This window comes from Roseateles asaccharophilus (genome assembly GCF_031458115.1).
GTDB lineage: Bacteria > Pseudomonadota > Gammaproteobacteria > Burkholderiales > Burkholderiaceae_C > Pelomonas > Pelomonas asaccharophilus_A.
Genome location: NZ_JAVDXV010000001.1, coordinates 809,110 through 834,009 on the forward strand (window position 1 = coordinate 809,110; position 24,900 = coordinate 834,009).

General features: G+C 69.6%; 19 protein-coding genes. 6 read left to right on the forward strand and 13 right to left on the reverse strand.

Going from position 1 to position 24,900, the window contains the following annotated elements:
- Nucleotides 1-20: 20 nt before the first annotated feature.
- Both J2X21_RS03660 and J2X21_RS03665 read right to left on the reverse strand, forming a co-directional pair.
- Nucleotides 21-1,610, reverse strand: coding sequence for a DUF4178 domain-containing protein (locus tag J2X21_RS03660; protein WP_310324985.1), 1,590 nt, complete (start codon nt 1,608-1,610; stop codon nt 21-23).
- Nucleotides 1,603-2,634, reverse strand: coding sequence for an SPFH domain-containing protein (locus tag J2X21_RS03665; protein ID WP_310324988.1), 1,032 nt, complete (start codon nt 2,632-2,634; stop codon nt 1,603-1,605). The genes J2X21_RS03660 and J2X21_RS03665 overlap by 8 nt, the downstream gene beginning before the upstream one ends.
- Before the next feature lie 117 nt (nt 2,635-2,751).
- On the opposite strand from J2X21_RS03665, the gene J2X21_RS03670 reads away from it, so the two are divergent.
- The 3 genes from J2X21_RS03670 to clpB are packed head-to-tail and all read left to right on the forward strand — an operon-like array spanning nt 2,752 to nt 6,238.
- Nucleotides 2,752-3,225 carry a molybdenum cofactor biosynthesis protein MoaE gene (locus J2X21_RS03670; protein ID WP_310324991.1) on the forward strand — a complete coding sequence of 158 codons (474 nt, stop codon included), beginning with the start codon at nt 2,752-2,754 and terminating at the stop codon, nt 3,223-3,225.
- Entirely contained in the window at nt 3,222-3,587 is a 366-nt protein-coding gene (crcB, locus tag J2X21_RS03675; protein ID WP_310324994.1) for a fluoride efflux transporter CrcB, read from the forward strand. Before J2X21_RS03670 ends, crcB begins: the two co-directional genes overlap by 4 nt.
- 53 nt (nt 3,588-3,640) lie before the next feature.
- A complete protein-coding gene (gene clpB / locus J2X21_RS03680) occupies nt 3,641-6,238 on the forward strand; it encodes an ATP-dependent chaperone ClpB (RefSeq protein ID WP_310324996.1) in 2,598 nt (865 codons plus the stop codon).
- Between the two features lie 22 nt (nt 6,239-6,260).
- Here clpB and J2X21_RS03685 read toward each other — a convergent pair whose 3' ends face one another.
- The 3 genes from J2X21_RS03685 to J2X21_RS03695 all read right to left on the reverse strand — a co-directional run bounded on the left by J2X21_RS03685 (nt 6,261) and on the right by J2X21_RS03695 (nt 9,653).
- Nucleotides 6,261-7,586, reverse strand: a complete 1,326-nt coding sequence (locus J2X21_RS03685) for a GGDEF domain-containing protein (protein ID WP_310324999.1) — start codon at nt 7,584-7,586, stop codon at nt 6,261-6,263.
- 97 nt (nt 7,587-7,683) lie between these two features.
- Nucleotides 7,684-8,667, reverse strand: a complete 984-nt coding sequence (locus J2X21_RS03690) for a DUF2804 domain-containing protein (protein ID WP_310325001.1) — start codon at nt 8,665-8,667, stop codon at nt 7,684-7,686.
- Complete coding sequence (locus tag J2X21_RS03695; protein WP_310325003.1) at nt 8,664-9,653, reverse strand: AraC family transcriptional regulator; 990 nt, start codon at nt 9,651-9,653, stop codon at nt 8,664-8,666. Before J2X21_RS03695 ends, J2X21_RS03690 begins: the two co-directional genes overlap by 4 nt.
- Nucleotides 9,654-9,782: 129 nt before the next feature.
- Here J2X21_RS03695 and J2X21_RS03700 point away from each other — a divergent pair, with 129 nt between their 5' ends.
- Complete coding sequence (locus J2X21_RS03700; RefSeq protein WP_310325006.1) at nt 9,783-10,658, forward strand: sterol desaturase family protein; 876 nt, start codon at nt 9,783-9,785, stop codon at nt 10,656-10,658.
- On the opposite strand, the gene J2X21_RS03705 is transcribed toward J2X21_RS03700, so the two are convergent.
- Genes J2X21_RS03705 through J2X21_RS03715 form a run of 3 tightly spaced genes read right to left on the reverse strand, consistent with a single transcriptional unit; the run spans nt 10,659 to nt 16,629 of the window.
- Nucleotides 10,659-12,599: a S9 family peptidase gene (locus J2X21_RS03705; protein ID WP_310325008.1), complete on the reverse strand. Its 1,941-nt coding sequence runs from the start codon at nt 12,597-12,599 to the stop codon at nt 10,659-10,661.
- 13 nt (nt 12,600-12,612) lie between these two features.
- The gene (locus J2X21_RS03710) at nt 12,613-14,589 is read right to left on the reverse strand and encodes a S9 family peptidase (RefSeq protein WP_310325010.1); all 1,977 of its coding nucleotides are present in this window, start codon (nt 14,587-14,589) and stop codon (nt 12,613-12,615) included.
- A 39-nt stretch (nt 14,590-14,628) separates the two neighbouring features.
- The gene (locus tag J2X21_RS03715) at nt 14,629-16,629 is read right to left on the reverse strand and encodes a S9 family peptidase (RefSeq protein WP_310325012.1); all 2,001 of its coding nucleotides are present in this window, start codon (nt 16,627-16,629) and stop codon (nt 14,629-14,631) included.
- A 128-nt stretch (nt 16,630-16,757) separates the two neighbouring features.
- Between J2X21_RS03715 and nadB the strand changes: the two genes are divergently transcribed.
- On the forward strand, nt 16,758-18,362 hold the full coding sequence (gene nadB, locus J2X21_RS03720; protein WP_310325014.1) for an L-aspartate oxidase: 1,605 nt from the start codon (nt 16,758-16,760) through the stop codon (nt 18,360-18,362).
- On the opposite strand, the gene J2X21_RS03725 is transcribed toward nadB, so the two are convergent.
- Together J2X21_RS03725 and J2X21_RS03730 are read right to left on the reverse strand one after the other, a co-directional pair.
- The gene (locus J2X21_RS03725) at nt 18,359-19,639 is read right to left on the reverse strand and encodes a sensor histidine kinase (RefSeq protein ID WP_310325016.1); all 1,281 of its coding nucleotides are present in this window, start codon (nt 19,637-19,639) and stop codon (nt 18,359-18,361) included. The two genes, nadB and J2X21_RS03725, sit on opposite strands and share 4 nt — an antisense overlap.
- Nucleotides 19,636-20,295, reverse strand: coding sequence for a response regulator transcription factor (locus tag J2X21_RS03730; protein ID WP_310325018.1), 660 nt, complete (start codon nt 20,293-20,295; stop codon nt 19,636-19,638). The genes J2X21_RS03725 and J2X21_RS03730 overlap by 4 nt, the downstream gene beginning before the upstream one ends.
- 89 nt (nt 20,296-20,384) lie before the next feature.
- On the opposite strand from J2X21_RS03730, the gene J2X21_RS03735 reads away from it, so the two are divergent.
- Nucleotides 20,385-22,757 (forward strand): phosphoethanolamine--lipid A transferase, encoded by a 2,373-nt coding sequence (locus J2X21_RS03735; protein ID WP_310325022.1) that lies wholly within the window; start codon nt 20,385-20,387, stop codon nt 22,755-22,757.
- On the opposite strand, the gene J2X21_RS03740 is transcribed toward J2X21_RS03735, so the two are convergent.
- The 3 genes from J2X21_RS03740 to J2X21_RS03750 are packed head-to-tail and all read right to left on the reverse strand — an operon-like array spanning nt 22,758 to nt 24,848.
- Nucleotides 22,758-22,979: a type II toxin-antitoxin system antitoxin gene (locus J2X21_RS03740; RefSeq protein WP_310325024.1), complete on the reverse strand. Its 222-nt coding sequence runs from the start codon at nt 22,977-22,979 to the stop codon at nt 22,758-22,760.
- A gap of 14 nt (nt 22,980-22,993) precedes the next feature.
- Nucleotides 22,994-23,944: a hypothetical protein gene (locus J2X21_RS03745; RefSeq protein WP_310325026.1), complete on the reverse strand. Its 951-nt coding sequence runs from the start codon at nt 23,942-23,944 to the stop codon at nt 22,994-22,996.
- 10 nt (nt 23,945-23,954) lie between these two features.
- On the reverse strand, nt 23,955-24,848 hold the full coding sequence (locus tag J2X21_RS03750) for an SPFH domain-containing protein (RefSeq protein WP_310325029.1): 894 nt from the start codon (nt 24,846-24,848) through the stop codon (nt 23,955-23,957).
- Nucleotides 24,849-24,900 lie beyond the last annotated feature (52 nt).

Below are 24,900 nucleotides of genomic sequence, written 5' to 3' on the forward strand. Positions count from 1 at the left end.
CGAACTCCTTGGGGGTCGTCTTATTTGTGGCTGCCGCCACCGCTGCTGTAGCCGCCGTAGCTGCCGCCACTGGGGATGTAGACGCCGCTGCCGCTGGAACGCGTGCGGCATTGGCGGTATTCGTTGCTGTTCTCGCCGAAGCTGTTCTTGTACTGCTGGCAGTCGTCGCTGGAGCAGGCGCGCAGCAGCGTGCCCAGGATGACCATCAGGAACAGACCCACGACGATGTAGACCAGCAGCTTGCCGCCGCTGTTCTTGAACGCGGAGGCGTCGCGCGAGAAGGTCGCTGCCGGCGCGCTGAGGCCGAAGGCCTTCTGCACGTCGGCGGCCGGCAGCGTGCGCCCGGCGCTCCAGGTGACCTCCGGGCCCTGCTGTTCGCGGCTGAGCAGGTACTGGCCGTCGCGGCTGGCATAGTCGGTCACGCGCACGCGGTCGTCCAGCCGCACGGGCCAGTAGAACTCGCCCAGCACATAGGTGTTCTTGGCCTGGTAGGTCCAGCGCTCGGCGTAGGCGCGGCTCTGCCAGGTGGCGCTGCCGCGTTGCGTGCTGGGCGCGCCGGTCAGCGTGCGAACGAGGCTCCAGCCCTCCTGCGTGTCGACGAGGAAGGCGAAGCCGGCCAGGCGGTTGAACAGCAGGTACTCGCGCCAGAAGCTCTGTTCGTCCTCGGCGTCTTCCGGGATGTCGCAGCGCTCCTGGTAGCCGACGACCTGCCAGGCCTGCGCCTTCTCGCCGTCGATCGCCAGCGTGCCGGTGCGGCCCAGCGGGATCAGCGGCGGGTTCTCGGGCGACTGCGCGGTAAAGCCCAGCGCCTTGGCGTCGCCCTCGGGCAGATCGACGACGGCATGGCATTGCGCGCAGACCATGCTCCTGGTCTGCGACAGCTTGGGCTCCAGCGGCGAGCCGCAACTGGGGCAGGCAATGCTGCGGCCCTTGAACTTGGCCTCGGCGACGGACTCGCCCTCGGCCGTGCTGCGCAGGCCTTGCAGCGCCAGGTCGGCCAGTTGCACGCCCCGGCCTATGGACCAGACCGGCGGGCCGTCCTCGCGGTACTCCAGCGAACCGACCTCGTCGCGCTCGTTGCGCAGCTCGACGACGCGGCCCGTGCGCGGCACGCGCGGCAGCTCGCCCTCGGCGGCGCGCACGGCGGCCTCGACGACGGCGGCGACCTGCCAGCGCTGGCCGCCCAGCGTCAGCGGCAGGCCGACCTGAGGATCGGCCGGCGGCGCTTCGGTCAGCGGGGCTTCGAGGCTGAGGACGAACTGGCCGTTGTCCTCGCTGAGCCATGCCACGCGAGGGGTGTCGCCTGCGTCGAACAGCAGATGCCATTCGTTCCAGTTGCCCAGCTCCGAGCCGCGCTGCACGCGGCCCACGACGGCAAAGCCGCTGCCCGCAAAGCGCCCGGTGGCGCCCAGCTGCAGCGGCGAATAGTCTTCAAAGATCTCGGCGCTCTGGCCGATGCGCTCCAGCACGTCGCCGTCGCGCACCAGCGTGCTGCGGCAGAAGCCGCAGACGGCCGTGCTGGACGCTGCGCTGGCGAACTCGACCGGTGCCCCGCAGTTGGGGCACGAGGCACGCCACCGCCGTTGGGCGGCTGGCGCCTGATCAGCCAAGTTTCTTCAGCAGGTCAGCCTTCTTCGCGGCGAATTCCTCGTCGGTCAGGATGCCCTTGGCCTTGAGGTCGCCGAGCTTTTCCAGCAGCGCAACGATGTCGTCGGGCTTGCTGGCCGCCGGGGCGGGTGCTGCGGCGCCCACGCCGGCCAGGCCCTGGCCCAGCGTCTGCGCCAGCGTCTGGCCCAGCGCCACACCGGCACCCAGGCCGATGGCTTCGCCGGCAATGCCGCTGCCGCCATTGGCCGCACCCTTGGCCATCTCGGGCAGCGCCTGCGCGGCTTGGTACTGCATGAACTGGCCCATGTTCTGGCCAATGATGCCCATGCCGATGCGCTGGTCCAGGATCTTCTGCAGCTCCTCGGGCAGCGACACGTTCTGCATCGTCACCGAGATCAGCTCCAGACCCAGCGACGCGAACGACGGTGCGGTGGCTTCCTTCAGCGCGGCGGCGAACTCGACCTGGTTGGCGGCCAGGTCCAGGAAGGGCGTTCCGCTGCCGGCCACGGCGTCGCTGATGTGCTGCAGCATCAGGCCGCGCAGCTGGCCTTCCAGGTCGGCCACCGTGTAGCGCTCGCGCGTGCCCGAGATCTGGCTGTGGAAGACCTTGGGATCGGCGATGCGGTAGGCGTAGTTGCCGAAGGCGCGCAGGCGCACGGCGCCGAAGTCCTTGTCGCGGATGGCCACCGGCTGGCTGGTGCCCCAGCGCTGGTCGATCTGCTGGCGCGTGCTGAAGAAGTAGACATCGCTCTTGAAGGGCGATTCGAACAGCTTGTCCCAGTTCTTCAGATAGGTCAGCACCGGCAGCGTCTGCGTCGTCAGCTTGTGCGTGCCGGGGCCGAACACGTCGGCCACCTGGCCTTCATTGACGAAGACGGCGACTTGCGATTCGCGCACGACGAGCTGGCCGCCGTTCTGGATTTCCATGCCGGCCATCGGGAAGCGCCACGACAGCGTGCCGTCGCTGTCTTCCGTCCACTGGATGACGTCGATGAACTGTTTCTTGATGAAATCCATCAGAGCCATGTGTTGGTCTCGCTTGTGGTTCTTGAACAGAAATGGCGTCCAGTATGGGGCCACGGCGTGGCGGCATTTGCCCCAAACAGGTGAATCTCACCGCCGGCCGGGGCGAGAATCCGTGCCATGGCGAGAGTGTGCATCCAGACGCAGGACTTTGACCTGAGCCGCGAGGCCGCAGCCCTTCGAGCAGGGGATGGCGGCGTGGGCGCGGTGGCTGTTTTCGTGGGCACCGTGCGCGAGATCGGCAGCGGCGCGGCCGTCAGCCAGATGGAGCTGGAGCACTACCCCGGCATGACCGAGACGGCCATCGAGGCGATGGTGGACGAGGCGCTGGCGCGCTTCAACATCCGCGCCGCCAAGGTCATCCACCGTGTGGGGCTGCTGCAGGCGGGCGACCAGATCGTGGCGGTGCTGGTCAGCAGCGCCCACCGAGGCCAGGCCTTCCAGGCCTGCGAGTTCCTGATGGACTACCTGAAGACGCAGGCGCCGTTCTGGAAGAAGGAATACACGGCCGACGGCGCCCAGTGGGTGGATGCCCGCGTGGCCGACGACGAGGCGCTGGCGCGCTGGGGCATTGCTGTCGGGAACGCCGTGTGAACGCAGCGGCCGTGGCCCTGGGGGCGGCGTTGGGCGCCTTGGTGCGCTGGCAGGCCGGCATGCTGTTCAACGCACGCTGGGCGGGTTTCCCGCTGGGCACGCTGCTGGTCAATCTGGTCGGCGGGCTGCTGGTGGGCATCGCGCTGGAGTGGTTCGGCCGCCAGCCGAACGAGTTGCTGAAACTTTTGCTGGTCACCGGCTTCCTGGGCGGGCTGACGACGTTCTCGGCGTTCTCCGGCGAGTCGCTGGCCTTGCTGCGCCACGGGGATTTCGCCATGGCGGCTGCCCACACGCTGGCGCATGTGCTGGGAGCGCTTTTTGCCGCGTGGCTGGGCATGAGACTGGTGCAGACGCTGTTTTGACGGCTTGAAAAGCGGCGCCCGGCGCCCACTTGGCTTCGCAACCGGAGGATTCCATGCGTGCCGACAAGTTGACCACCCGTTTCCAGGAAGCCCTGGGCGAAGCACAGAGCCTTGCCCTGGGCCGCGACAACCCCTACATCGAGCCTGTCCATGTGCTGGCGGCCATGCTGGCCCAGGATGACGGCCCGCGGGCGCTGCTGGAGCGTGCGGGCATCAATGCCGCCGGCCTGAAGACGGCGCTGGACGGGCTGATGGCCGGCCTGCCGCAGGTCAGCGGCGCGGGCCAGACTGTGCAGGCCAGCCGCGACCTGGTCAGCCTGCTGCAGGCGGCCGAGAAGGAAGCCACCAAGCGCGGTGACCAGTTCATCGCCAGCGAGATGTTCCTGCTGGCGCTGGCCGACGCCAAGACCGACCTGGCCGGCGTCGTGCGCGGCCATGGTCTGACGCGCAAGGCGCTGGAGGCCGCCATCCAGGCCGTGCGAGGCGGTCAGAACGTGGATTCGGCCGATGCCGAAGGCCAGCGCGAGGCGCTGAAGAAATACACGCTGGACCTGACCGAGCGCGCCCGCCTGGGCAAGCTGGACCCGGTCATCGGCCGCGACGAGGAGATCCGCCGCGCCATCCAGGTGCTGCAGCGCCGCAGCAAGAACAACCCGGTGCTGATCGGCGAGCCGGGTGTGGGCAAGACGGCCATCGTCGAAGGCCTGGCGCAGCGCATCGTCAACGGCGAGGTGCCCGACAGCCTGAAGAACAAGCGCGTGCTGGTGCTCGACATGGCGCTGCTGCTGGCCGGCGCCAAGTACCGCGGCGACTTCGAGGAGCGCCTGAAGGGCGTGCTGAAGGAAGTGAGCCAGGACGCCGGCCAGACCATCCTGTTCATCGACGAGATTCACACCATGGTGGGCGCCGGCAAGGCCGAGGGCGCCATCGACGCCGGCAACATGCTCAAGCCCGCGCTGGCGCGCGGTGAGCTGCACTGCATCGGCGCGACGACGCTGGACGAATACCGCAAGTACGTCGAGAAGGACGCCGCGCTGGAGCGCCGTTTCCAGAAGGTGCTGGTCGACGAGCCCAGCGTGGAGGCCACCATCGCCATCCTGCGCGGGCTGCAGGAAAAGTACGAGGTGCACCATGGCGTGGAGATCACCGACCCCGCCATCGTCGCCGCGGCCGAGCTGAGCCACCGCTACATCACCGACCGTTTCCTGCCCGACAAGGCCATCGACCTCATCGACGAGGCCGCGGCCAAGATCAAGATCGAGATCGACTCCAAGCCCGAGGCGATGGACCGCCTCGACCGCCGCATGATCCAGCTCAAGATCGAGCGCGAGGCCGTGCGCAAGGAGAAGGACGAGGGCTCGCAGAAGCGCTTTGCGCTGATCGAGGAAGAGCTGCTGAAGCTGCAGCGCGAGTACGACGATCTGGAAGAGATCTGGACCGCCGAGAAGGCGCAGGCCCAGGGCTCGGCGCACGTGAAGGAAGAGATTGACCGCATCCGCCAGCAGATCGAGGAGTTCAAGCGCAAGGGCGACTTCAACAAGGTCGCCGAGCTGCAGTACGGCCGCCTGCCCGAGCTGGAGAAGCAGCTGCACGACGCGCAAGCCAAGGAAGCCGGCAAGAAAGCGGGCGACGCCACCCGCCCGCAGCTGCTGCGCACGCTGGTGGGCGCCGAGGAGATTGCCGAGGTCGTGGCCCGCGCCACAGGGATCCCGGTCTCCAAGCTGATGCAGGGCGAGCGCGAGAAGCTGCTGCAGATGGAAGCCAAGCTGCACGAGCGCGTGGTGGGCCAGGACGAAGCCATCCAGGCCGTGTCCGATGCGATCCGCCGCTCACGCGCCGGGTTGTCCGACCCCAACCGGCCGCTGGGCAGCTTCCTGTTCCTGGGCCCCACCGGCGTCGGCAAGACCGAGCTGTGCAAGGCGCTGGCCGGCTTCCTGTTCGACAGCGAAGACCACATGGTGCGCATCGACATGAGCGAGTTCATGGAGAAGCACTCGGTCAGCCGCCTGATCGGCGCGCCTCCGGGCTACGTCGGCTACGAGGAAGGGGGCACGTTGACCGAAGCCGTGCGCCGCAAACCCTACTCGGTGCTGCTGCTGGACGAGGTCGAGAAAGCGCACCCTGACGTCTTCAACGTGCTGCTGCAGGTGCTGGACGATGGCCGCCTGACCGACGGCCAGGGCCGAACGGTGGACTTCAAGAACACCGTCATCGTGATGACGTCCAACCTCGGCTCGCAGCACATCATGGCGCTGTCCGACCAGGGCGACGACGTCATCCGCGAGGCGGTGTGGAGTGAGGTCAAGAGCCACTTCCGGCCCGAGTTCCTGAATCGCATCGACGAGACCGTCATCTTCCACGCGCTGGGTGCCGCGCACATCAAGTCCATCGCGAAGATCCAGCTGCGCCAGCTGGAAGCGCGGCTGGACAAGATGGAGATGAAGCTGGACGTGTCCGACGCGGCGTTGGACGAGATCGCCAAGGTCGGCTTCGACCCGGTGTTCGGCGCCCGGCCGCTCAAGCGCGCCATCCAGCAGCGCGTGGAGAACCCGCTGTCCAGGCTCATCCTGCAGGGCAAGTTCGGCCCGAAGGATGTGATCCCGGTGGATGTGGACGGCGGGGAGTTCTCGTTCGGGCGGGTGGTGCACTGACCGGCAACGCGCGGCGGCGACTTCACATCGTCGTCGCCGCGTCCTGGGCGTTGCCCAGCTCCACCCGGTTGCGGCCTGCTTCCTTGGCGCGGTAGAGCGCTGCGTCGGCGCGCCGGAATGCCCGGTGTGTGGCGGCGCCCGGTGGCACCAGCGTCACGCCAAAACTCGCGGTGATGCCGAAGCGGCCCTTGGGATCCACGGTGCCCGCCGCGAGTGCCGCGCGCAGCTTGTCGGCCAGCGCGGCCGGCTCGTCGATGTGGCGGCAGCGGCAGACGATGAGGAACTCCTCGCCGCCCCAGCGGCCGACGACGTCGGCGTTGCGCAGGTTGGCCGACACGATGGCGGCCACGCGGCGCAGCACCTCGTCACCGGCCGCGTGGCCCCAACGGTCGTTGATGTGCTTGAAGTAGTCGATGTCCAGCAGCACCAGGCCCAGCGTCTCGGCCTGGGCTTCCAGGTCGTCCAGTGCCGTCTCCAGGCCGCGGCGGTTCAGCACGCCGGTCAGCTCGTCGATGGTGGCGAGGCGGCGCAACTGGTCCTGCTCCACACGCAGCTGGCGCGTGCGCGCGGTCAGCGCATCGATCTCGCGTTGCTGGCGGCGGTCGCGCTGCCGCAGTTCTTGCCAGCGCCACATGGCCAGCACGCTGGCGCCCAGCAGCCACAGGCACAGGATGCCCAGGTAGACGCGGTCGCGGCTGATCCATTCGCCCTTCAGCGTGAGGCTGCGCAGCACCAGGTCCTGCGGGTGGCCGCTGAGGTCGGCCGGCAGGTCCACGGTGAACGAGGTCACGTTCTCCAGGCTGGGGCGGTTGTACTCGCGCGCCAGGTCGAACTGCTGCATCCACCACTCGGGCACGGTCAGCTCGGCCATCTCGATGTCCACCGGTTTGGCCACGTCGCGCTGGCGCAGGTTCACCGACTGCATGCGGGCGCTGTTGCCATCCTCGGGCTTGGAGAAGCGCGCGTCGAAGTTGCGCAGCGCCACGCGCACGAAGGGCGAGCTGCCCTTGTAGCGCAGCTCCATGTGGAGGGTGTCGAAGTGGCTGAGGTCCAGGCCGTGGCCCTTCTCGGCGTCGCCCAGCATGAAGGTCAGGCCGCAGCCCTGGCGGCCGTCGATGCCGCGGTAGTGGCAGCGCCAATGCCGCCGGTCGACATCGACCCAGCGCACCGGTGGTTCGTCCTGGCCTTCAACGGCCTGCTGGGCGCCGACCAGGAAGAAGTTGCTGGCCACGCCCGGCCGGGTCAGTTCCATCGTGCGCGGCGGGAGCCAGGACTGGCCCAGCAGCATCGCCACGGTGAGGGCGATGCCGGCGGCAAGGAAGCCGGGGTTGCTGGGCGCGGGCCGCATCGATCGGGGGGTGTTTTTCAGCCAAGCTGCACTGTAGTGGCGCCCGTGCGGGCCATCACCATGAGATGGCGGACTTCGTGGCGGATTGCCGCCCGCGTCACCAGCGCGAGCGGTGGTCTTCGGTCACGCCCAGCAGGGCTTGCACGTCGCGCCGCGCTGCGGCCGTGTCGGCACGCACCCAGCCGGAGAACGTGCCCACGGGCTGCACATAGTGGCTGGCGGCGAAGCCCAGGTTGCGGCTGTCCTGGCGCAGGCCTTCGGGCGTGAAGGTCAGGTCAAGCAGGCCGTCGTCGGTGTGCACGCGCCAGGGCTGCAGCGGCTGGGCGGCGTCGAACTCGAACCGCGCCGTGCCCAGCGCGATGGGGTGGCCGTCCAGCCAGAGTAGGTTCTCCTGGTCGCCGAAATAGCCTTGTTGCAGGTTGAAGCCCACCCCCGGGCCGTGCGCGCTGGCCCAGCGCCAGGCGGTGTTGCGGGCCAGCAGGCCGTTGGAGGCGTCCACCGCCGCGAACGCGCCGTCCAGCAGAAAGCGCCGCCCGCCGGCCTCCGCCCAGCCCTGGACGGGCAGCGCGGTCGTCTTCTGCGTGGCGTGCGCCAGGCCGCCGGCGATGGGGCCGATGGCCAACAGCGGCGGCGCCATGTCGGCCAGTTCCAGCCGCGCATGCAGGCGCAATGCCCGGGTGTCGACCTGCAGCTCCAGGCTGTCGTCGGGCTGGTGTTGCAGGCTGAGGCGGGCGGCGGGGCCGCGAAACCAGGCGTGGGCGCCGGCCAGCGGCTCGTCCGACACTCGGGCCTGCAGCCCGGGCAGGCCGTCCTGGTGCCAGTCTGCCCGCAGCCGGCGCTCGCCGCGGTCGAACAGATAGGCGAAGGCCGTGGCCGTCCAGCCCAGGTCCACGATGGCGACGCCGATGAACACCTCGTTATTGCCCAGCCCCACGTACTGCCAGCGCTTGTGGTGCAGCCGGCGCCACAGCCAGCCCGGGCTGTGCTTCAGCGTCGCCCAGTCGATGCGGGCGATGCGGCCGGCATGGCGGCCGTGGGCAGGCAGTCCGTCGACGACGACGGCGGAGGGTGCGGGTGTCATGCGTTGTGGTGTTGCCGGCGCCATTGCAGCGGCGCAAGGCCCGTCCACTGCCGGAAGGCGCGCGTGAAGGCGCTTTGTTCGGAATAGCCCAGCAACAAGGCCACCTCGGCCAGCTCCAGTTGCGGGTCGCGCAGATAGGCCTCGGCGAGCTGGCGGCGCGTGTCGGACAGCAGGGCCTGGAAGCTGTGGCCCTGCTCGGCCAGGCGGCGCTGCAGGCTGCGGGGGCTCATCTGCAGGTTGGCGGCGAGGTCGGCCAGTGATGTGTGGCCGCTGCGGATCTGCCCCACCAAAGCCTGGCGCCAAAGGACCACCGGCCCCGAGACGGCGGCCACCTGCTGCAGCAGCCGCTCGGCCTGCGCATCCAGCAGCGCCAGCAGGTCGGCGTCGGCGCCGCGCAGCGGCAGGGCCAGGTCTTGTGCGGCCAGCAGCAGCCGCGTGCCGGGCTGGTCAAAGCGCACCGGCGCGCCGAAGAAGTCCGTGTACGGACGCAGGTCCGGCGGCTGCGGGTTGACGAAGTCCACCGCCAGCGGCCGCAGCGGCCGGCCGGTCATGTCGCGGGTCAGTTGCACGAGGCTGGCGATGGCGGTTTCATCCACCAACGCACCGGGCCGGCCGCGCTCCACGCCCCATTCGATGCTGAGGCCTTGCACGGTCGGGCGCACGCGCGCCAGGTTCACGTCGTAAACCGCGCGGTGATGCCGCTCCAGCCGCTGCAGCGCGTCACCCAACGTGCCGCAGGCCAGCGCGGCAAAGCCCACGACGCCGAAATGGCGCGGCGCGATGCCCCGCGCCAACCGCAGCGGGAAGGTGGCGCGCGGGCCGGGGTCCAGGTCGCGCGCGTGCGCCAGCAGCGCCTGCCAGCGCTTCAGCGCGACGAAGTCCTCGTCGGCGGCGGGCGGCGTGCCCAGCGCGTCGGCAAGGCCCAGCGCGGCCATGTGCTCGAAGAGCAGGCGCACATAGCTGGCGGCGACGCGGGTCTCGTCCATGGTCGCGGCATCATCCCGCAGCGCGTGATGCGTCTCGGTGCGGGATCACCCCAGCGCGTGGCGTGATCCGTCAAAAACCAGGGGTTTGCCGTCAAGAAGCGGCGCGCGTTTCGGATCAACATCGCGGCCATGGACTGGCTGCTCGACCTCTACCAACGCCACTTCGACTGGCGCGACCTCACGCTGGTCATCCTGTCGCCCGTGTTCGGCGTCTTCATCGCGATGGAGGCCTGGCGCTTTCGCAAGACCGGCGTGTTCGACTTCCGCGACACCTTCGACAGCCTGAACAGCGGCGGCAGCTACCTGGTGGCCGACCTGCTGCTGCTGGCCGTGCTGGTGCTGCCGGCGATGGGCTGGGTGTACGACCACCGGCTGTTCACGATCGACGTGACCGTGTGGCGCTTCATCGGCCTGTTCCTGTTCGTCGAGTTGCTGTACTACGGGTTCCACCGCGCCAGCCACCGCATCCGCTGGTTCTGGTGCGCGCATGTCGTGCACCACGGTTCGGAGAAGATGAATTTCGGCACCGCGCTGCGGCAGAGCTGGTTCTACCCCATCGCCGGCAACTGGCTGTTCTACCTGCCGGCGGTGTGGCTGGGCTTCGAGCCGCGCTGGGTGCTGTTCGCGCTGTCGCTGAACCTGGGTTATCAGTTCTTCGTGCACACCACCTGGGTGGACAAGATGCCGGCGTGGTTCGAGTTCATCTTCAACACGCCGTCGCACCACCGCGCCCACCATGGTCGCAATCCGCAGTACATCGACCGCAACTTCGGCGGCATGCTCATCGTCTTCGACCGCCTGTTCGGCACCTTCGAGCCCGAGCGCGAGCCGGTGGACTACGGGCTGGAGCATCCGTTCCCGACGCACAACCTGTTCTGGCTGAATGCGCATGAGTGGCGGGCGATGTTCCGCGACATGGCCGCCGAGAAGACCTGGGCTTTGCGTCTGGCCCACTTTTGGAAGCCGCCGGAGTGGCGGCGGCATTCCAACGGGTTCAGGGAGTGATCAAGGCTTGAGATGCTCGGCCAGGAAGGCTTCCATGCGCTGTGCGTGATCCACGCGGTTCTTCAGGTAGTACAAGCCGTGCCCTTCATCGCGGTAACTCACCCAGACCGGTTCGTTACCCGCGTCGCGCATCGCCTTTCGCAGGCGCTCGCCGTGGGCCAGGGGCACGCGCCAGTCCATCTCGCCATACACCAGCATCACGGGTGCCTTGATCCTTGCCGCCTGTTTCACCGGTGACTGGGCTTCGATCATCGCGGCTTCCCGGCTCGCGTCTCCCACCATCACGGGCAGGCTGTGCCGGCGCACTTCGGGGCCGATGTCGTCGGCCAGCCACGCCGAGCCCTGCAGGTACAGCGCCAGGTCGGCCGGCGCGAAGCCCGCGATCCCGCAGCGATAGAGCGCCGGGTCGTTCGCCAGGCCCATCAGGGTGCTGTAGCCGCCATAGCTGTCGCCGACTATGCAGGCCTTGTCGCTGGCAATGCCTTCCTTCTGCGCCCAGCGCAGTGCGTCGGCCACGTCGTGCTGCATGGCCTGCCCCCACTGTCGGAAACCCGCCTCGAAGTGGGCCTTGCCGTACCCCGTGCTGCCACGCATCTCGGGCTCGATGACCACATAGCCCCGTGACGCGAGGAACTGCGGCATGGCATGCCAGCCCCAGGCGTTGCCGCGCAGCCAGGGACCGCCGTGCACCAGCACGACGGCGGGGCGCGGTCCGGTGGCTGCATTGGGCCGCGTTACCCAGACCGGCAACTCGCGACCGTCGCGCGCACGTATACGTTGCAGGCTCATGCCGGCCATCTGCTCGGGAATCACGCCGTTCATCACGGCGCCGACAGGTCGCCAGGGCTTCTCGCCATCGGCCGGCCGGGCTTGGTAGAGATACAGCTTGCCGGGATCCTGGTCGCTGTAGGAGCGTACGACAGCCACCATGTCGGGTGCGCCGCAGCGGCGGCAGTCGACGCGATTGACTCGGCCGGGGAAGATCTGGTCCACCCGATCCTGGAAGGCTTTCATCGCAGGGTCGAGCCAGTGCGTCGTCTCGCCATCGACGACGAAACGCAGGCCCAGCAGTTGACCTTCGCTCTGCACCAGTCCGCCGTCGAAGTCGAAGCCCGGCGTCCTGATGATGAACCGGTCCTCCGGCTTGCCGAGCTTGAAGTCGTAGCGCGACAGCCAGTAATAGCCCTCGGGGCCTTCCGCGCGCGTCACGTAAAGGCTGCCCGCATCGTCGACGCCTTCAATGTAGAAGGGAACCGACAGCGAGTCGCTCTCGTAGAGCTGAAGCCACTGTCTGCTGCCGGGCGCGCGCCAGTAGGCCGCACTCTTGTTCTGGTGGTGCGTGACGGCCACTCGCAACTCGCCCTGGCTGTCGGCGAGCCATCCGACCGCGTGCGGTGGCGCATCGAGCTGATCCGGCCTGCGCGTCGAGCCGACGCGGGTGTCAAGCCACAGCGGCGTCGTCGATGTCTCATCGTTCCAGGCAAGCATCAGGATGCGATCGTTCGCCTGGCCAGCGACCGGGGCCGGCACGCGCAGCACGCTGTGATGGCCCGACCACAGCCGCCGGATTGAACTGCCATCGCTATTGGCCGCGTACAGCGCGGCCGGCGAGCCGTACCGATCCGGACCGTCGTCGGCGCGGAAGACGCTGAAGGCCAGCCGGTCGTCGCCCATCCAGTGCACGCGGCGGATGTCGCCATCGGGGAAATACGCAATGCGCCGCGCCTGGCTGCCTTGCGACAGGTCAAGCACCGCGAGCCCCACGCGGTCTGCTCCCTGATTGGACAGCAGCGCCAGCTTGCGGCCGGACGGCGACAGCACGACGTCGCCCATATCGGCGTTCTTGAAGAAGGTCTGGATCGGCTGCGCGGTTGCGGCGCACCCGGTCATCCACAGTGCTGCGGCGAGCGAGGCGGCGCGTATCAGTTGATGGAAGGTCATGGTCATCCGGCGTTCAAGGCTTGAGGTGCCTGGCCAGGAAGGCTTCCATGCGCTTGGCGAAATCCACGCGGTTCTTCACGTTGCCGAAGCCGTGGCCTTCGCCGGCATAGGTCACCCACACCGGGTCGTTGCCGGCATCACGCAGCGCCTTGCGCATGCGGTCGCCGTGCGCCATCGGCACGCGTCGGTCGCCCTCGTTGAAGGCCAGCATCACCGGCGCCTTGATGCGAGCGGCCTGCTTGACGGGTGAGTTCGCCGCCAGCATCGCGGCGTCCTTGACGGGGTCGCCGACCGACTCTGGGATGGTGTAGCGCCGGCCCGTGGCGCTGATGTCGTCGCTGACCCACCAGGAGCCGGCGGCGTACAGGTCCAGGTCGGTCACGGCCAGCCATGCGACGCCGCAGCGGTAGAGGCCTGGGTCGCGCACCAGGCCCATCAGCGTGCTGTAGCCGCCGTAGCTGGCGCCGGCGATGCAGGCCTTGTCGCTGGCGATGCCTTGCTTCTGCGCCCACTTCAGCGCGTCGGTCACGTCGTCCTGCATGGCCTGGCCCCACTGCTTGAAACTCGCGCGGAAATGCGCGTCGCCGTAGCCGGTGCTGCCGCGGAACTCCGGCTCGATGACGACGTAGCCGCGCGACGCGAGGAATTGCGCGTCCGCCTCCCACGCCCAGCTGCTGCCGCGCACCCACGGGCCGCCATGCACCAGCACGACGGCGGGCAGCGCGGCCTTGGCATCGGCCGGTCGCGTGATCCACACCGGCAGCTCCAGCCCGTCGCGGGCCTGGATGCGCTGCAGTTCGACGGTAGCCATCTGCTGAGGATTCACGCCTTCGCGCACGGCGCCCATGTCCATCCAGGCCTTCTCGCCTGCGCCTGGCTTGGCCTGGAACAGGTAGAAGCGGCCCGGGTCGCGGTCACTGAAGCTGCGCACCAGCGCCACCATGTCGGGGCCGCCGCAGCGTCGGCAGCTGATGAGGTTGGCGTTGCCCGGGAACAGCCGGTCCACACGGTCCTGGAAGGCCTTCATCGCCGGATCGAACCAGGCGATCGTGGGCGCATCCACCAGCAGGTGCACGCCCAGCACGCGGCCGCTGGTCTCGTCGATGACGAGGCCGCCGTCGAAGTCGAAGCCGGGCGTCGCAACCAGGGGCTTGTCCTGGGGCTTGCCAGTGGTGAAGTCGTAGCGCTTGAGCGTGGCCTGGCCGGCGGCGCCCTCATGCACGCTGACGTACAGACCACCGGCATCGTCGACCGCCTCGATGTTGAAAGGAGCCGACATCAGGTCGCTGTCGAACAACGGTGTCCAGGTCTTGCTGCCCGGCGCGCGCCACAGCGCGGCCTGGCGGCCATCGCGGCGGGTGAATGCCACACGGGCCTCGCCGCGGCTGTCGGCCAGCCAGCCCACGGTGCCCACGGGTTCGTTGAAGTTGACGTTGCGCGTCGTGCCCATGCGCGTGTTGAGCCATTTGAGGGCTTCGGTGTCGTTGTCGGCGCCGGGCGAGAACTCGGCCAGCAAGACCTCGTCGTTGCTGCCGCCAGCTGGCAGGCGCGGCACCTTGAGCAACCGGTGGTGCCAGTCCAGCAGCCGGTTGTCGCTGTTGCCGTCGCTGATGACTGGCTTCCACTGCCGGCGCACCAGCTGGCGGAACTTGCTGCCGTCGGCGTTCACGGCGAACAAGCCCGGCGCGCCGCTGTAGCGGGCACTGCCGTCGAACAAGTCCACGACGCCATAGACCAGCCGCTCGTCATCCACCCAGCGAACGTCGTGCACGTCGCCGTCGTTGAAGCGGGCCACTGCGTTGAGCTTGCCACCCTTGTCCAGGTCCATGACGACCAGCGCGACGCGGTCCGTGCCGCGCGAGGTCGTGAACGCCAGCTTGCGGCCGGACGGCGACAGCACGACATCCAGTAACTCGGCGTCCTTGTAGAACAGCTCGGCAGGCGGCGGTGCGGCGACGGCGGTGCCGGAAAGGACGGTCAGCGCCAGCACGGCACAACGGAGCAGGTGGGTTATGTCTCTTGTCGTTGTTCAGGGTTGCAGATGCTTGGCCAGGAACGCGGCCATGCGTTCAGCGAAGTCCACACGGTTCTTGATGATGCTGAAGCCGTGGCCCTCACCGGGGTAGGTCACCCACTCGGGCGGATTGCCCGCCTCGGTCAAGGCGTCGCGCATGCGCTTGCCATGGGCCAGCGGCACGCGCAGGTCTTGTTCGCCGAAGGCCAGCAGCACCGGGGCCTTCACACGGGCGGCCTGGCGAACCGGGGAGTTGGCGATGATCATGGCGGCGTCTTTCTCAAGGTCGCCGATGCTCTCGGGCAGACGGTGCCGGCGCGATTCATCACTCGTGTCGTCGTTGACCCACCAGGAGCCCTTGAGTAGCAGCTCGAGGTCGGTCACGGCGACCCAGGCCACGCCGCAGCGGTAGAGGTCGGGATCCTTGATGAGCCCCATCAGCGTGCTGTAGCCGCCATAGCTGCCGCCGGCGATGCAGGCCTTGTCGCTGGCCAGGCCTTCCTTCTGCGCCCACTTCAGCGCGTCGGCCACGTCGTCCTGCATGGCCTGGCCCCATTGCTTGAAGCCCGCGCGGTAGTGCGCGCTGCCGTAGCCCGTGCTGCCGCGGAACTCGGGCTCGATGACCACGAAGCCGCGTGACGCGAGGAACTGTGCCTGCCCATTCCAGCGCCAGCTGCTGCCGCGCACCCAGGGCCCGCCATGCACCAGCACGACGGCGGGGAGTGCCCCCGTGGCGTTGGCGGGCCGCGTGACCCACACAGGCAGGTCACGACCGTCGCGCGCGGTGATGCGGCGGAATTCCAGCAGCGCCATCTCCGACGGCTTCACGTCGTCGCGCACACGGCCCACGGCGCGCCACGGCTTCTCGCCTTGCGGCGGCTGGGCCCGATAGAGCCACACCTGGCCCGGGTCGCGGTCACTGTGGCTGCGCACCACGGCCACCATGTCCGGTGCGCCGCAGCGGCGGCAGTTGATGCGATTGATGCGGCCGGGGAACTGTGCGTCCGCTTCGTCCTGCAAGGCCTTCATGGCCGGGTGAAGCCAGACGGTGGTCTCGCCATCGATGAGGACGCGCACGCCCAGCGCCTGGTCGTCGCCGTCATCGATCAGCGCGCCGCTGAAGTCGAAGCCCGGCGTGACGACCAGCGGCTTGGGGTGGGGCGCGCGGCGGTCGAAGTCGTAGCGGCTCAGCACCTGCTCGCCGGCCTTGCCGCTGGCATGCGTGACGTAGAGCTGGCCGGCGTTGTCCACGCCTCTCGGCGTGAAAGGCGAGTTGAAGGGGCCAGCCTCGAACAGCGGCTGCCAGTCGCTGCTGCCAGGCCCCCGCCACAGGGCACCCACGCGGCCTTCCCGGCGCGTCAGGGCCACCCGCAGTTCACCGCGGCCGTCGGTCAGCCAGCCCACGGTGTCGTCGGGCACCTTGATGTCCAGTGAGCGCGTGCGGCCGGTGCGCGTGTTCAGCCACAGCGGCGTCTGCAGACGTCTTTCATTCGTCTCCACGTGGGCGACCAGGATCTCTTCATTGGCCGAACCGGCCATGAGCCGGGGCACGCGCAGCAGCACGTGGTTCCAGTCCAGCATGCGCTTTCTGCCGCTATCACCATAGGTCACGTTGGGCCGGTTCATGCGCAGCACCAGTTGCCGCGGTTCGCTGCCATCGGCATTGATGGCGAACAGACCCGGCGCGCCATTCGGGCGGCCGCTGCCTTCGGAGAAATCGACCACGCTGAACAACAGGCGCGTGTCGTTGACCCAGTGCACCCGCGATACGTCGCCGTCGTTGAACTGGGCCACGCGACGCACCTGGCCGGTGTTCAGGTCGAACACCGCCAGCCCGACCCGGGTGCCGCCGCGCGCGGTAAGGAACGCGAGCTGGCGGCCAGTGGGCGACAGCACGGCTTCAAGCAGGTCGGGATCCCGGAAAAAGGTCTCCGTTGGCGGTGGCGCCGCTGCAGCCGGCCGCGCGAGCAGTAGCAGGCCCACCAGCGCGGCGGCCCAACGATGAAGGCGGTTCAATGGTCTCTCCCTCGCCACTACGTCGGCGGCCCGCGCAGCATAGGGCAGGGCGTACGTAGGCTGGCTGCACGCCTTGGCAATCCTCACCACCGGCGCGCAGGGGCGGGCCTGCGGGACAATGCCGGGCCATGACTGCTGCTTCCCCCGACGACGCGCCCGTCGTCATCATCGGCGCCGGCCTTGCCGGTCTCACCGTGGCCTTGCACCTGGCCGACAGCGTGCCCGTCGTCGTGCTGGCCAAGCGCGACCTGACCGAGGCGGCCACCGCGTGGGCACAGGGCGGCATCGTGGGCGTGCTGGGCAGCGACGACTCCATCGACAGCCATGTGCGCGACACGCAGGACGCCGGCGCCGGCCTCGTCGACGAGGGCACGGCCCGCTTCATCGCCGAGCGCAGTGCCGCCGCGGTGGGCTGGCTGGTGGAGCAGGGCGTGCCCTTCACGCCCGACGACACCGGCCCCATGGGCCTGCACCTGACGCGCGAAGGCGGCCACGCGGTGCGTCGCATCGCGCACGCGGCCGACGCGACCGGCAAGGCCATCCACGACCAGCTGCTGGCCGTCGCGCGCCGTCACCCCAACATCCGGCTGCTGGAGCGCTGGATGGCGCTGGACCTGATCACCTCGCGCCATGTGCAGCGCGACGAGGTGCCGCGCGTCTACGGCGTCTATGCGCTGGACATCGACAGCCAGCGCGTCGAGACGCTGGCGGCGCGCGCGGTGGTGCTGGCCACCGGTGGCGCCGGCAAGGTCTACCGCTACACGACCAACCCCGACACGTCGACCGGCGACGGCATCGCGATGGCCTGGCGCGCCGGCTGCCGCGTCGCGAACATGGAGTTCATCCAGTTCCACCCGACCTGCCTGTACCACCCGCAGGAGCGCAGTTTCCTCATCACCGAGGCGCTGCGTGGCGAGGGCGGGCACCTGAAGCTGCCCGACGGCACGCGCTTCATGGCCGCGCACGACGAACGCATGGAGCTGGCGCCGCGCGACATCGTGGCCCGCGCGATCGACTTCGAGATGAAGAAGCACGGTCTGGACTACGTGCTGCTGGACGCCACGCACCTGGGCGAAGCCTTCCTCATCGAGCACTTCCCGACCATCCATGCGCGCTGCCTGAAGCTGGGCATCGACATCGCGAAGCAGCCGATTCCCGTCGTGCCGGCCGTGCACTTCACCTGCGGCGGCGCGGTGACCGACCTGGCCGGCCGCTGCGACCTGCCGGGGCTGTACGCGGTGGGCGAGACCGGCTACACGGGCCTGCACGGCGCCAACCGGCTGGCCAGCAACTCGCTGCTGGAGTGCGTGGTGCTGGGCCAGACCTGTGCGGCCGACATCCTCAGCCACGAGCCCCAATCCCCCGCACCGCTGCCGGCCTGGGACGAGAGCCAGGTCGAGAACGCCGACGAGCAGGTCGTCATCGCGCACAACTGGGACGAGCTGCGCCTGCTGATGTGGAACTACGTCGGCATCGTGCGAACCACCAAGCGGCTGGAGCGGGCGCTGCACCGCATCGAGCTGCTGCGCGGCGAGATCGACGACTACTACGGCAGCTTCCGCGTCAGCCGCGACCTGCTGGAGTTGCGCAACCTGGTGGATTGCGCGGAGCTGATCGTCAAGTCGGCACTGCTGCGCCACGAGAGCCGCGGCCTGCACTACAGCCGCGACTACCCGCAGACGCTGCCGGTCAGCTTCCCGACGGTGCTGATCAGCGAACGGCGTCGCCGTTAGCCGCCAGTCGGTATTGGGCCCAGCTGCAGCTGCACGCCGAAGCCTGCGGGCAGCGTCAGCAGCTGCAGCCCGCCGCCGTGGGCGCGAGCCACGATGTCGGCCAGCATCAGGCCCAGACCCATCTGGCCCTCGTACTGCTCGGCGGTGATGGCGCGCTGCAGCGCCGCCACATGCTCGGGCGTGGCGCCCTGTCCGTCGTCCACCAGCTGCACGCAGTTCGGGCCGCTCACCGCCACGTGCAGCGTGCGCGCGCCGTGGCGCAGCGCGTTGTCCACGAGGTTGATCAGCGCCGCCGCCAGCAGGTCGGCGTCGGCGTGCACTTCGGCCGGCTGCGATGCTTCGATGTTCAGGCCCTCCAGCGGCAGCCGCGCCAGCAGCGCACCGACGTCGACGACGGTTGGCTGCAGGTCGACGCCACTCCTGAACAGCGTAAGCAGTGCGGTCACGACGCGGCGCAACCTGCCGGTGGCCTGACGCACGCGCAGCAGGCGCGCCTGCAGAGGTTCGGGCGCCTCGCGCAGCGCGACGGCGAGTTGCGCGTCCATGCCGGCCAGCGGAGTCCGCAGCGCATGGGCAGCGTGCGCCGTGAAGGCGCGTTCGTTGGCCATGCGGCGCTGCAGGCGCCGACCGAGGTCGTCGATGGCGTCGTGGATGGGCGCGATCTCCGCCCGCGTGGCGGCCGGCAGCGCGGCGTCGGGCGTCAGCGGGTCGTGCCGGCGCAGCGCGTCGGAGAAGTCGTTCAGCGGCTGCAGCTCCCGGCGCAGCCGCACGCGCAGCAGGCCCAGTCCCACGAGGCCGACGAGCAGCGCGGTGCAGGCGCTGGCCAGGCCCACGGCGGCCATGGTCTCCTGCCGCTCCTCGGCCGTCTGGGCCACGTAGAGCATGGCGTTGCCGAGCGGACGCCCGTAGCTATGCCAGCCATTCGTCGTGCGGGCGGGGCCGGACAACGGACTCGCGTGGAAGGGCTGCTCGGGCGCGAGCGCGGAACGGGCGCTCAGCCGACCTTTCTCATCGACCAGCTGCCACGCGAAATGCTGGGTCGGCGTGCCCGTCGTGACGACGCGCGGCCCCGTGCCCACAGGCAGCGGACCGACGTCCAGCACGGCGGCGAGCAGGTCGGCCGAGTCCTGCAGGGTTTCGTCGAGCAGCTCCTCCACCTCGGCCCGCACAGCCAGCCAGACCAGGGTGGTGCCGACAAGCGCCCACAGCAGCCCGAGGATCAGCACGAAGCGGGACAAGCGCCCGCGGATGGAGGGCAGAGCGGTCGCTGCTGTCATGCGGCAGCCAGGATGCGGTAGCCCAGCCCGCGCTGGGTCTCGATGAGGTCGCGGCCCAGCTTGCGGCGCAGGCTGGACACGTGCACCTCCAGCGCATTGCTGGCGATCTCGGCCTCGCCGCCCAGCACGATGAGTTCGAGCTCGCGCTTGCCAACGATGCGCCCGCGGCGCTGCATCAGTGCCTCCAGCAGCGCCCACTCGCGGGCTGTCAGGTCTACGCGCTGGCCGGCGAGGCTGGCCTGCTTGGCCGACAGGTCCAGCTCGACCAGGCCCACGGTGACCACCGAGCCGCTGGCACCGGCGCGGCGACGCGCGATGACGCGCAACCGGGCGCCGAGTTCCTCGGGCTCGAAGGGCTTGACGAGGTAGTCGTCGGCGCCGCTGTCCAGCCCCTCGATGCGGTCCCGCAGCAGGTCCCGCGCCGTCAGCACCACCACCGGCGTGGCGATGCCGCGGCGCCGCAGCGAACGCACCCAGTCCACGCCCGAGCCGTCGGGCAGCTGCCAGTCCACCAGCAGCGCGTCGAAGGGATCGCGCTCCAGCGCCCGGGCCGCGCCCAGCTCGCGCACCCAGTCCACGATGTGGTCCTCGGCCTGCAGGAAGTCACGCAGTCCTTCTCCCAGCACGTCGTCGTCTTCAAGCAGCAGCAGGCGCATGTCCGTCCCAACCCCTCACGCGGTCGCTGAACGCTAGCACGCGTCCAGCTTCAGCCTGTCTTCAGGTCGGCCGGGCTCAATGCCGGCCCATGCTCGTTGTCTCCCCATCGCTGTCGCATCTGCCGGCCAGGCGTTCCTGGCGTCTTGAGTCACTGGGCACCTGGCTGTCGTTGGGCGTGCTGCTGCTGTGGGACGCCAGCGGGCTGGACCTGCGCTTCGCCCGCTATTGGGGTGATGCCGGCGGATTCGCCTGGCGGGAGCACTGGCTCACCGCCGGCGTGCTGCACGAGGGCGGCCGCGCGCTGGCCTGGGTCGTCGTCGCGCTGCTGGTGGTGAATGTGGTCCGGCCGCTGTGGCGGCTGCAGAGCCGGCGGGAGCGAGTCTGGTGGCTGGCGGTGACGCTGGCCTGCGTCGCCCTCATCGCTCTGCTCAAGCGCGCCAGCACCACCAGCTGCCCGTGGGACCTGACCGAGTTCGGCGGCGTGGCCCGCCATCTGTCGCATTGGCGGCTGGGCGTGGCCGATGGCGGCGGCGGGCATTGCTTCCCGTCCGGTCACGCCAGTGCGGCGTTCGCGTTCCTCGGCGGCTACTTCGCGCTGCGGCGCGCCTATCCGCGCCAGGCCCGGGCCTGGCTGGCGGGTGTGCTGCTGGCCGGTGCGCTGTTCGGCGGCGCCCAACTGGCGCGCGGCGCCCACTTTCCCAGCCACACCTTGTGGACGGCCTGGATCTGCTGGGCCGTCACGTGGCTGGCCTGGGGCGTGTCGACCGGGCCGGCACGCCCTGACGTGACGCGGGCGCTGACCGACGCGCGGCGCCGCCTGCCGGACTGGCTGCGCCCTCAGGCTTCGCAGCCGTTGACCCAGGCCTGGCTGGCCGCCCTGTGGATGGGCCTGCTGGCCAACTGGCCGCTGTGGCTGAAGCTGCACGGCATGGCCGAAGTGCGGCCGCTGTTCATCGTCGCCTTCGCCGGCATGGTGACGGCGGCGACCGGTGCGGTGCTCAGCGTGCTGGCCTGGCCGCGGCTCATCAGGGGCGTGCTGCCCGTGCTGTTGCTGGCGTCAGGCGCGCTGGCTCATTTCATCGGCAGCTACGGCATCGTGTTCGATGCAGCCATGGTCACCAACCTGCTGCAGACCGACTGGCACGAGACGCGCGACCTGCTGAGCTGGCGGCTGCTGCTCAGCGTCGCGCTGCTGGGTGGCCTGCCCAGCTGGTGGCTGCTGCGCCGCCCCGCCGCGCCACCGCAGGCGCTGCGCCGCCAACTGGCCCACAACGTGGCGGCCTTCGCGCTGGCCGTCGTCGTGATGGCGGTGCTGGCGCTGGGCGTCTTTGCCGACCTGTCGTCGACGATGCGCAACGACAAGACTCTGCGCTACCGGGTCACGCCGCTGAACGCGGTCTATTCGCTGGGCAGCGCCGCGCTGCGCGCACAGGCCGGTCCCGTGGGGCCGCCGGCCGTCATCGGCGCCGATGCCCACCTGCTGCCGCGCGCCCCGGGGGCCAAGCCGCCGCTGCTGTTGCTGGTGGTGGGCGAGACGGCGCGGGCGATGAACTTCAGCCTCAACGGCTATGCGCGGCCCACCAATCCGGCGCTGGCGCGGCTGCCCGTCGTCAGCCTGCGAGATGTCACCTCCTGCGGCACGGCCACCGCGGCCTCGCTGCCATGCATGTTCTCGCCGCTGGGCCGCGAGGCCTTTGGCGCGCAGAAGCAGCCGCAGGAGAACCTGCTGGACGTGCTGCAGCGCGCCGGCCTCGCCGTGCTGTGGCTGGACAACCAGTCGGGCTGCAAGGGCCTGTGCGACCGCGTGCCGAACGCGTTCACCCGCCAGTTGCCCGCAGGCGCCGTGCCGCTGCCGGCTGGGCTGTGCGATGGCGACGAATGCCAGGACGAGGCACTGCTGCACGAGTTGGACCGGCGCGTGGCCGCGCTGGACCCGATGCGGCTGCAGCGCGGCCTGGTGCTGGTCATGCACCAGATGGGCAGCCATGGCCCGGCCTATTTCAAGCGTTCGCCGCCAGACCTGAAGCCTTTCCAGCCCGAATGCCGCAGCAACGCGCTGCAGCAGTGCGCGCGCGAGGCGGTCGTCAACGGCTACGACAACTCCATCGTCAGCACCGACCGCCTGCTGGCCCACGCCGTCAGCTGGCTGCAGACGCAACGGGGCTTCGACCCGGGCCTGCTCTATGTGTCCGACCATGGCGAGTCGCTGGGCGAGAACGGGCTGTACCTGCATGGCATGCCGTACGCATTCGCGCCTCGAGAGCAGACTCACGTGCCCATGGTCCTGTGGTTGCCCGAGCAGGGCGACCTGGCCGCATCGCTGAAGCCGGGCTGCCTGGGTGGCCTGCGCGACCGGCCCACATCGCACGACCAGCTGTTCCACACGGTGATGGGCTGGGTGGGCGCGCGGGCCGACGTCTACCAGCCCGCGCGCGACTTGCTTGCGGGCTGCCGCGCCTGATCAGGTGTCGCCGCCGGCGTCCGTGTCGCCCGCCGCGGGCCGTCCGCGCTTGGGCGCCGGGCTGCTGGCCGGCTTGATGCCGCGCCGCGCCAGCGCCTCGCGCAGCAGGTACTCGATCTGCGCGTTGGCCGAGCGCAGTTCCTGCGCGGCGAGGCGCTCGATCTGTTCCCACAGCGCCGGGTCCAGCCGCAGCGCGAAGTTCTTCTTGTCGGGACTGGCCATCAGCTGTGTCTTTTTCAGCGGCCCGCGATGCGGCCCTGCAGAGACCGGATCAGCTCGCGAGGCTCGTGGCTGCCCAGGCGCAGGCGGCGGCCATCGCGCAGCGCGAGCCGCACGGCCTGCGTGCCGCTGGCGTTGTAGAGCATGCCGTCGCTGGCGAAGCGTATGCCCCAGCCCTCGATCCAGCGTGACCGCGCGGGTTCAACGGCGACGATGTCGTCCAGATCGACCTGCCAGCGCGGCCAGGGCAGCCAGCCGAAGCGCCAGACCAGACGGTCGCCATGCACCTCGGTCACCATGCGGCCAAAGACCAGCACCAGCAACGCCGGCAATGCCGCCAGCATCCAGAGCCCCTGGCCTCGCGCCGGGCTCGCGGACAGCGCGATGCCCACGCCGACGCTCACCGGCAGCAGCACGGCCAGCAGCGGCCACATCAGCTGCGACTCGCGCCAGACCAGGTCGGTGCTGCGCGAGCCGTGCCGCACCGGCGGCGGCGAGGCGACCGCCGGCAGGCGGTTGAAGCGCCGCATCAGCGCCAGCAGCCACACCGCGAAAGCCAGCCCCTGGGCCACGGCGCCCGCCGTCCAGACCTCGGGGGGCACCTGCGGCCAGTGGGGCTGGGCGCGCTGCAGCTCCCGATAGTGCAGGCCGGCGAACAGCGCCAGCAGGCCCAAGCCCAGCACCGCCAGCCGCCCGCCCATGTCGGTCAGCGTCTGCTCGCGGTGCGCGGGTGCCAGCCAGTGGTCGCGGTAGGGCAGGTTGACCAGGCCCGGCGCGCGCCGCGCCAGCAGCAGGGCGCCGTAGGTGGCCATCCACGGGCAGAGCAGGGCCACGACCAGCATCACGGCCATGTGCTGATCGCGCGGCAGGGCCTTGTGCGGCGCGCCGACGAGGTCGGGCATCAGCGGCCAGGTGCTGACGAGGAAGACCAGCAGCGCCAGCCAGGCGAGATTGAAGACGAGGCGCATGGCCAGACCCTCAGGTGTAGAGCGTGCCGGCGTTGACGATGGGCTGCGTGTCCTTGTCGGAGCACAGCACCACCAGCAGGTTGGACACCATGGCGGCCTTGCGCTCGTCGTCCAGCTCGACGATGCGGCGCTCTGACAGGCCCTTCAGCGCCTCTTCCACCATGCTGACGGCGCCCTGCACGATCTTCTTGCGCGCGCTGATGATGGCCTCGGCCTGCTGGCGGCGCAGCATCACCTGGGCGATCTCGGGGGCATAGGCCAGGTGGGTGATCTTGGCGTCCACCACGCGCACGCCGGCCTCGCTGAAGCGCGCCTGCAGTTCCTGCACCAGGGCGGCGCCGACCTCGTCCTGCCCGGCGCGCAGCGTGGTCTCGTCGGCATCCAGGTCTTCGCCGTCGTCATAGGCGTACTGCGAGGCCAGGTGGCGCATCGCGGCCTCGGCCTGCGTGCCGACATAGGCTTCGAAGTCGTCCACCTCGAACACCGCGCGCGCGCTGTCTTCCACGCGCCAGACGATGGCCGCGCTGATCTCGATGGGGTTGCCGCGCTTGTCGTTGACCTTGATGGTGGGCGCGTTCAGGTTGCGCGCGCGCAGCGACAGGCGGCGCTTGCCGGCCAGCGGGTTGGCCCAGCGCAGCCCCTCGCTGCGGTCGGTGCCGATGTAGCGGCCGAACAGCGTCAGGATGCGCGCTTCGTTGGGCTGTTGCATGTAGAGGCCGGCCAGACAAAACAGGCTGATGGCCACGATGACCAGGCCTACCAGCACCATGACTGGCTTGGTCTGCAGGGACAGAAGCAGGGCAACGCCGAGCGCCACGCCGGTGAGGCAGAGAGGGATCGCGGTGTAGCCGCTCGCCGTCTTTGCGGCTTTCTCTGCAGCGCGGTGGGTTTCCGAAGATGGCATCGTGATGTCTCCCGTAAAAGTGATATCACTTTAATTGCAACTTTCCGTTTTG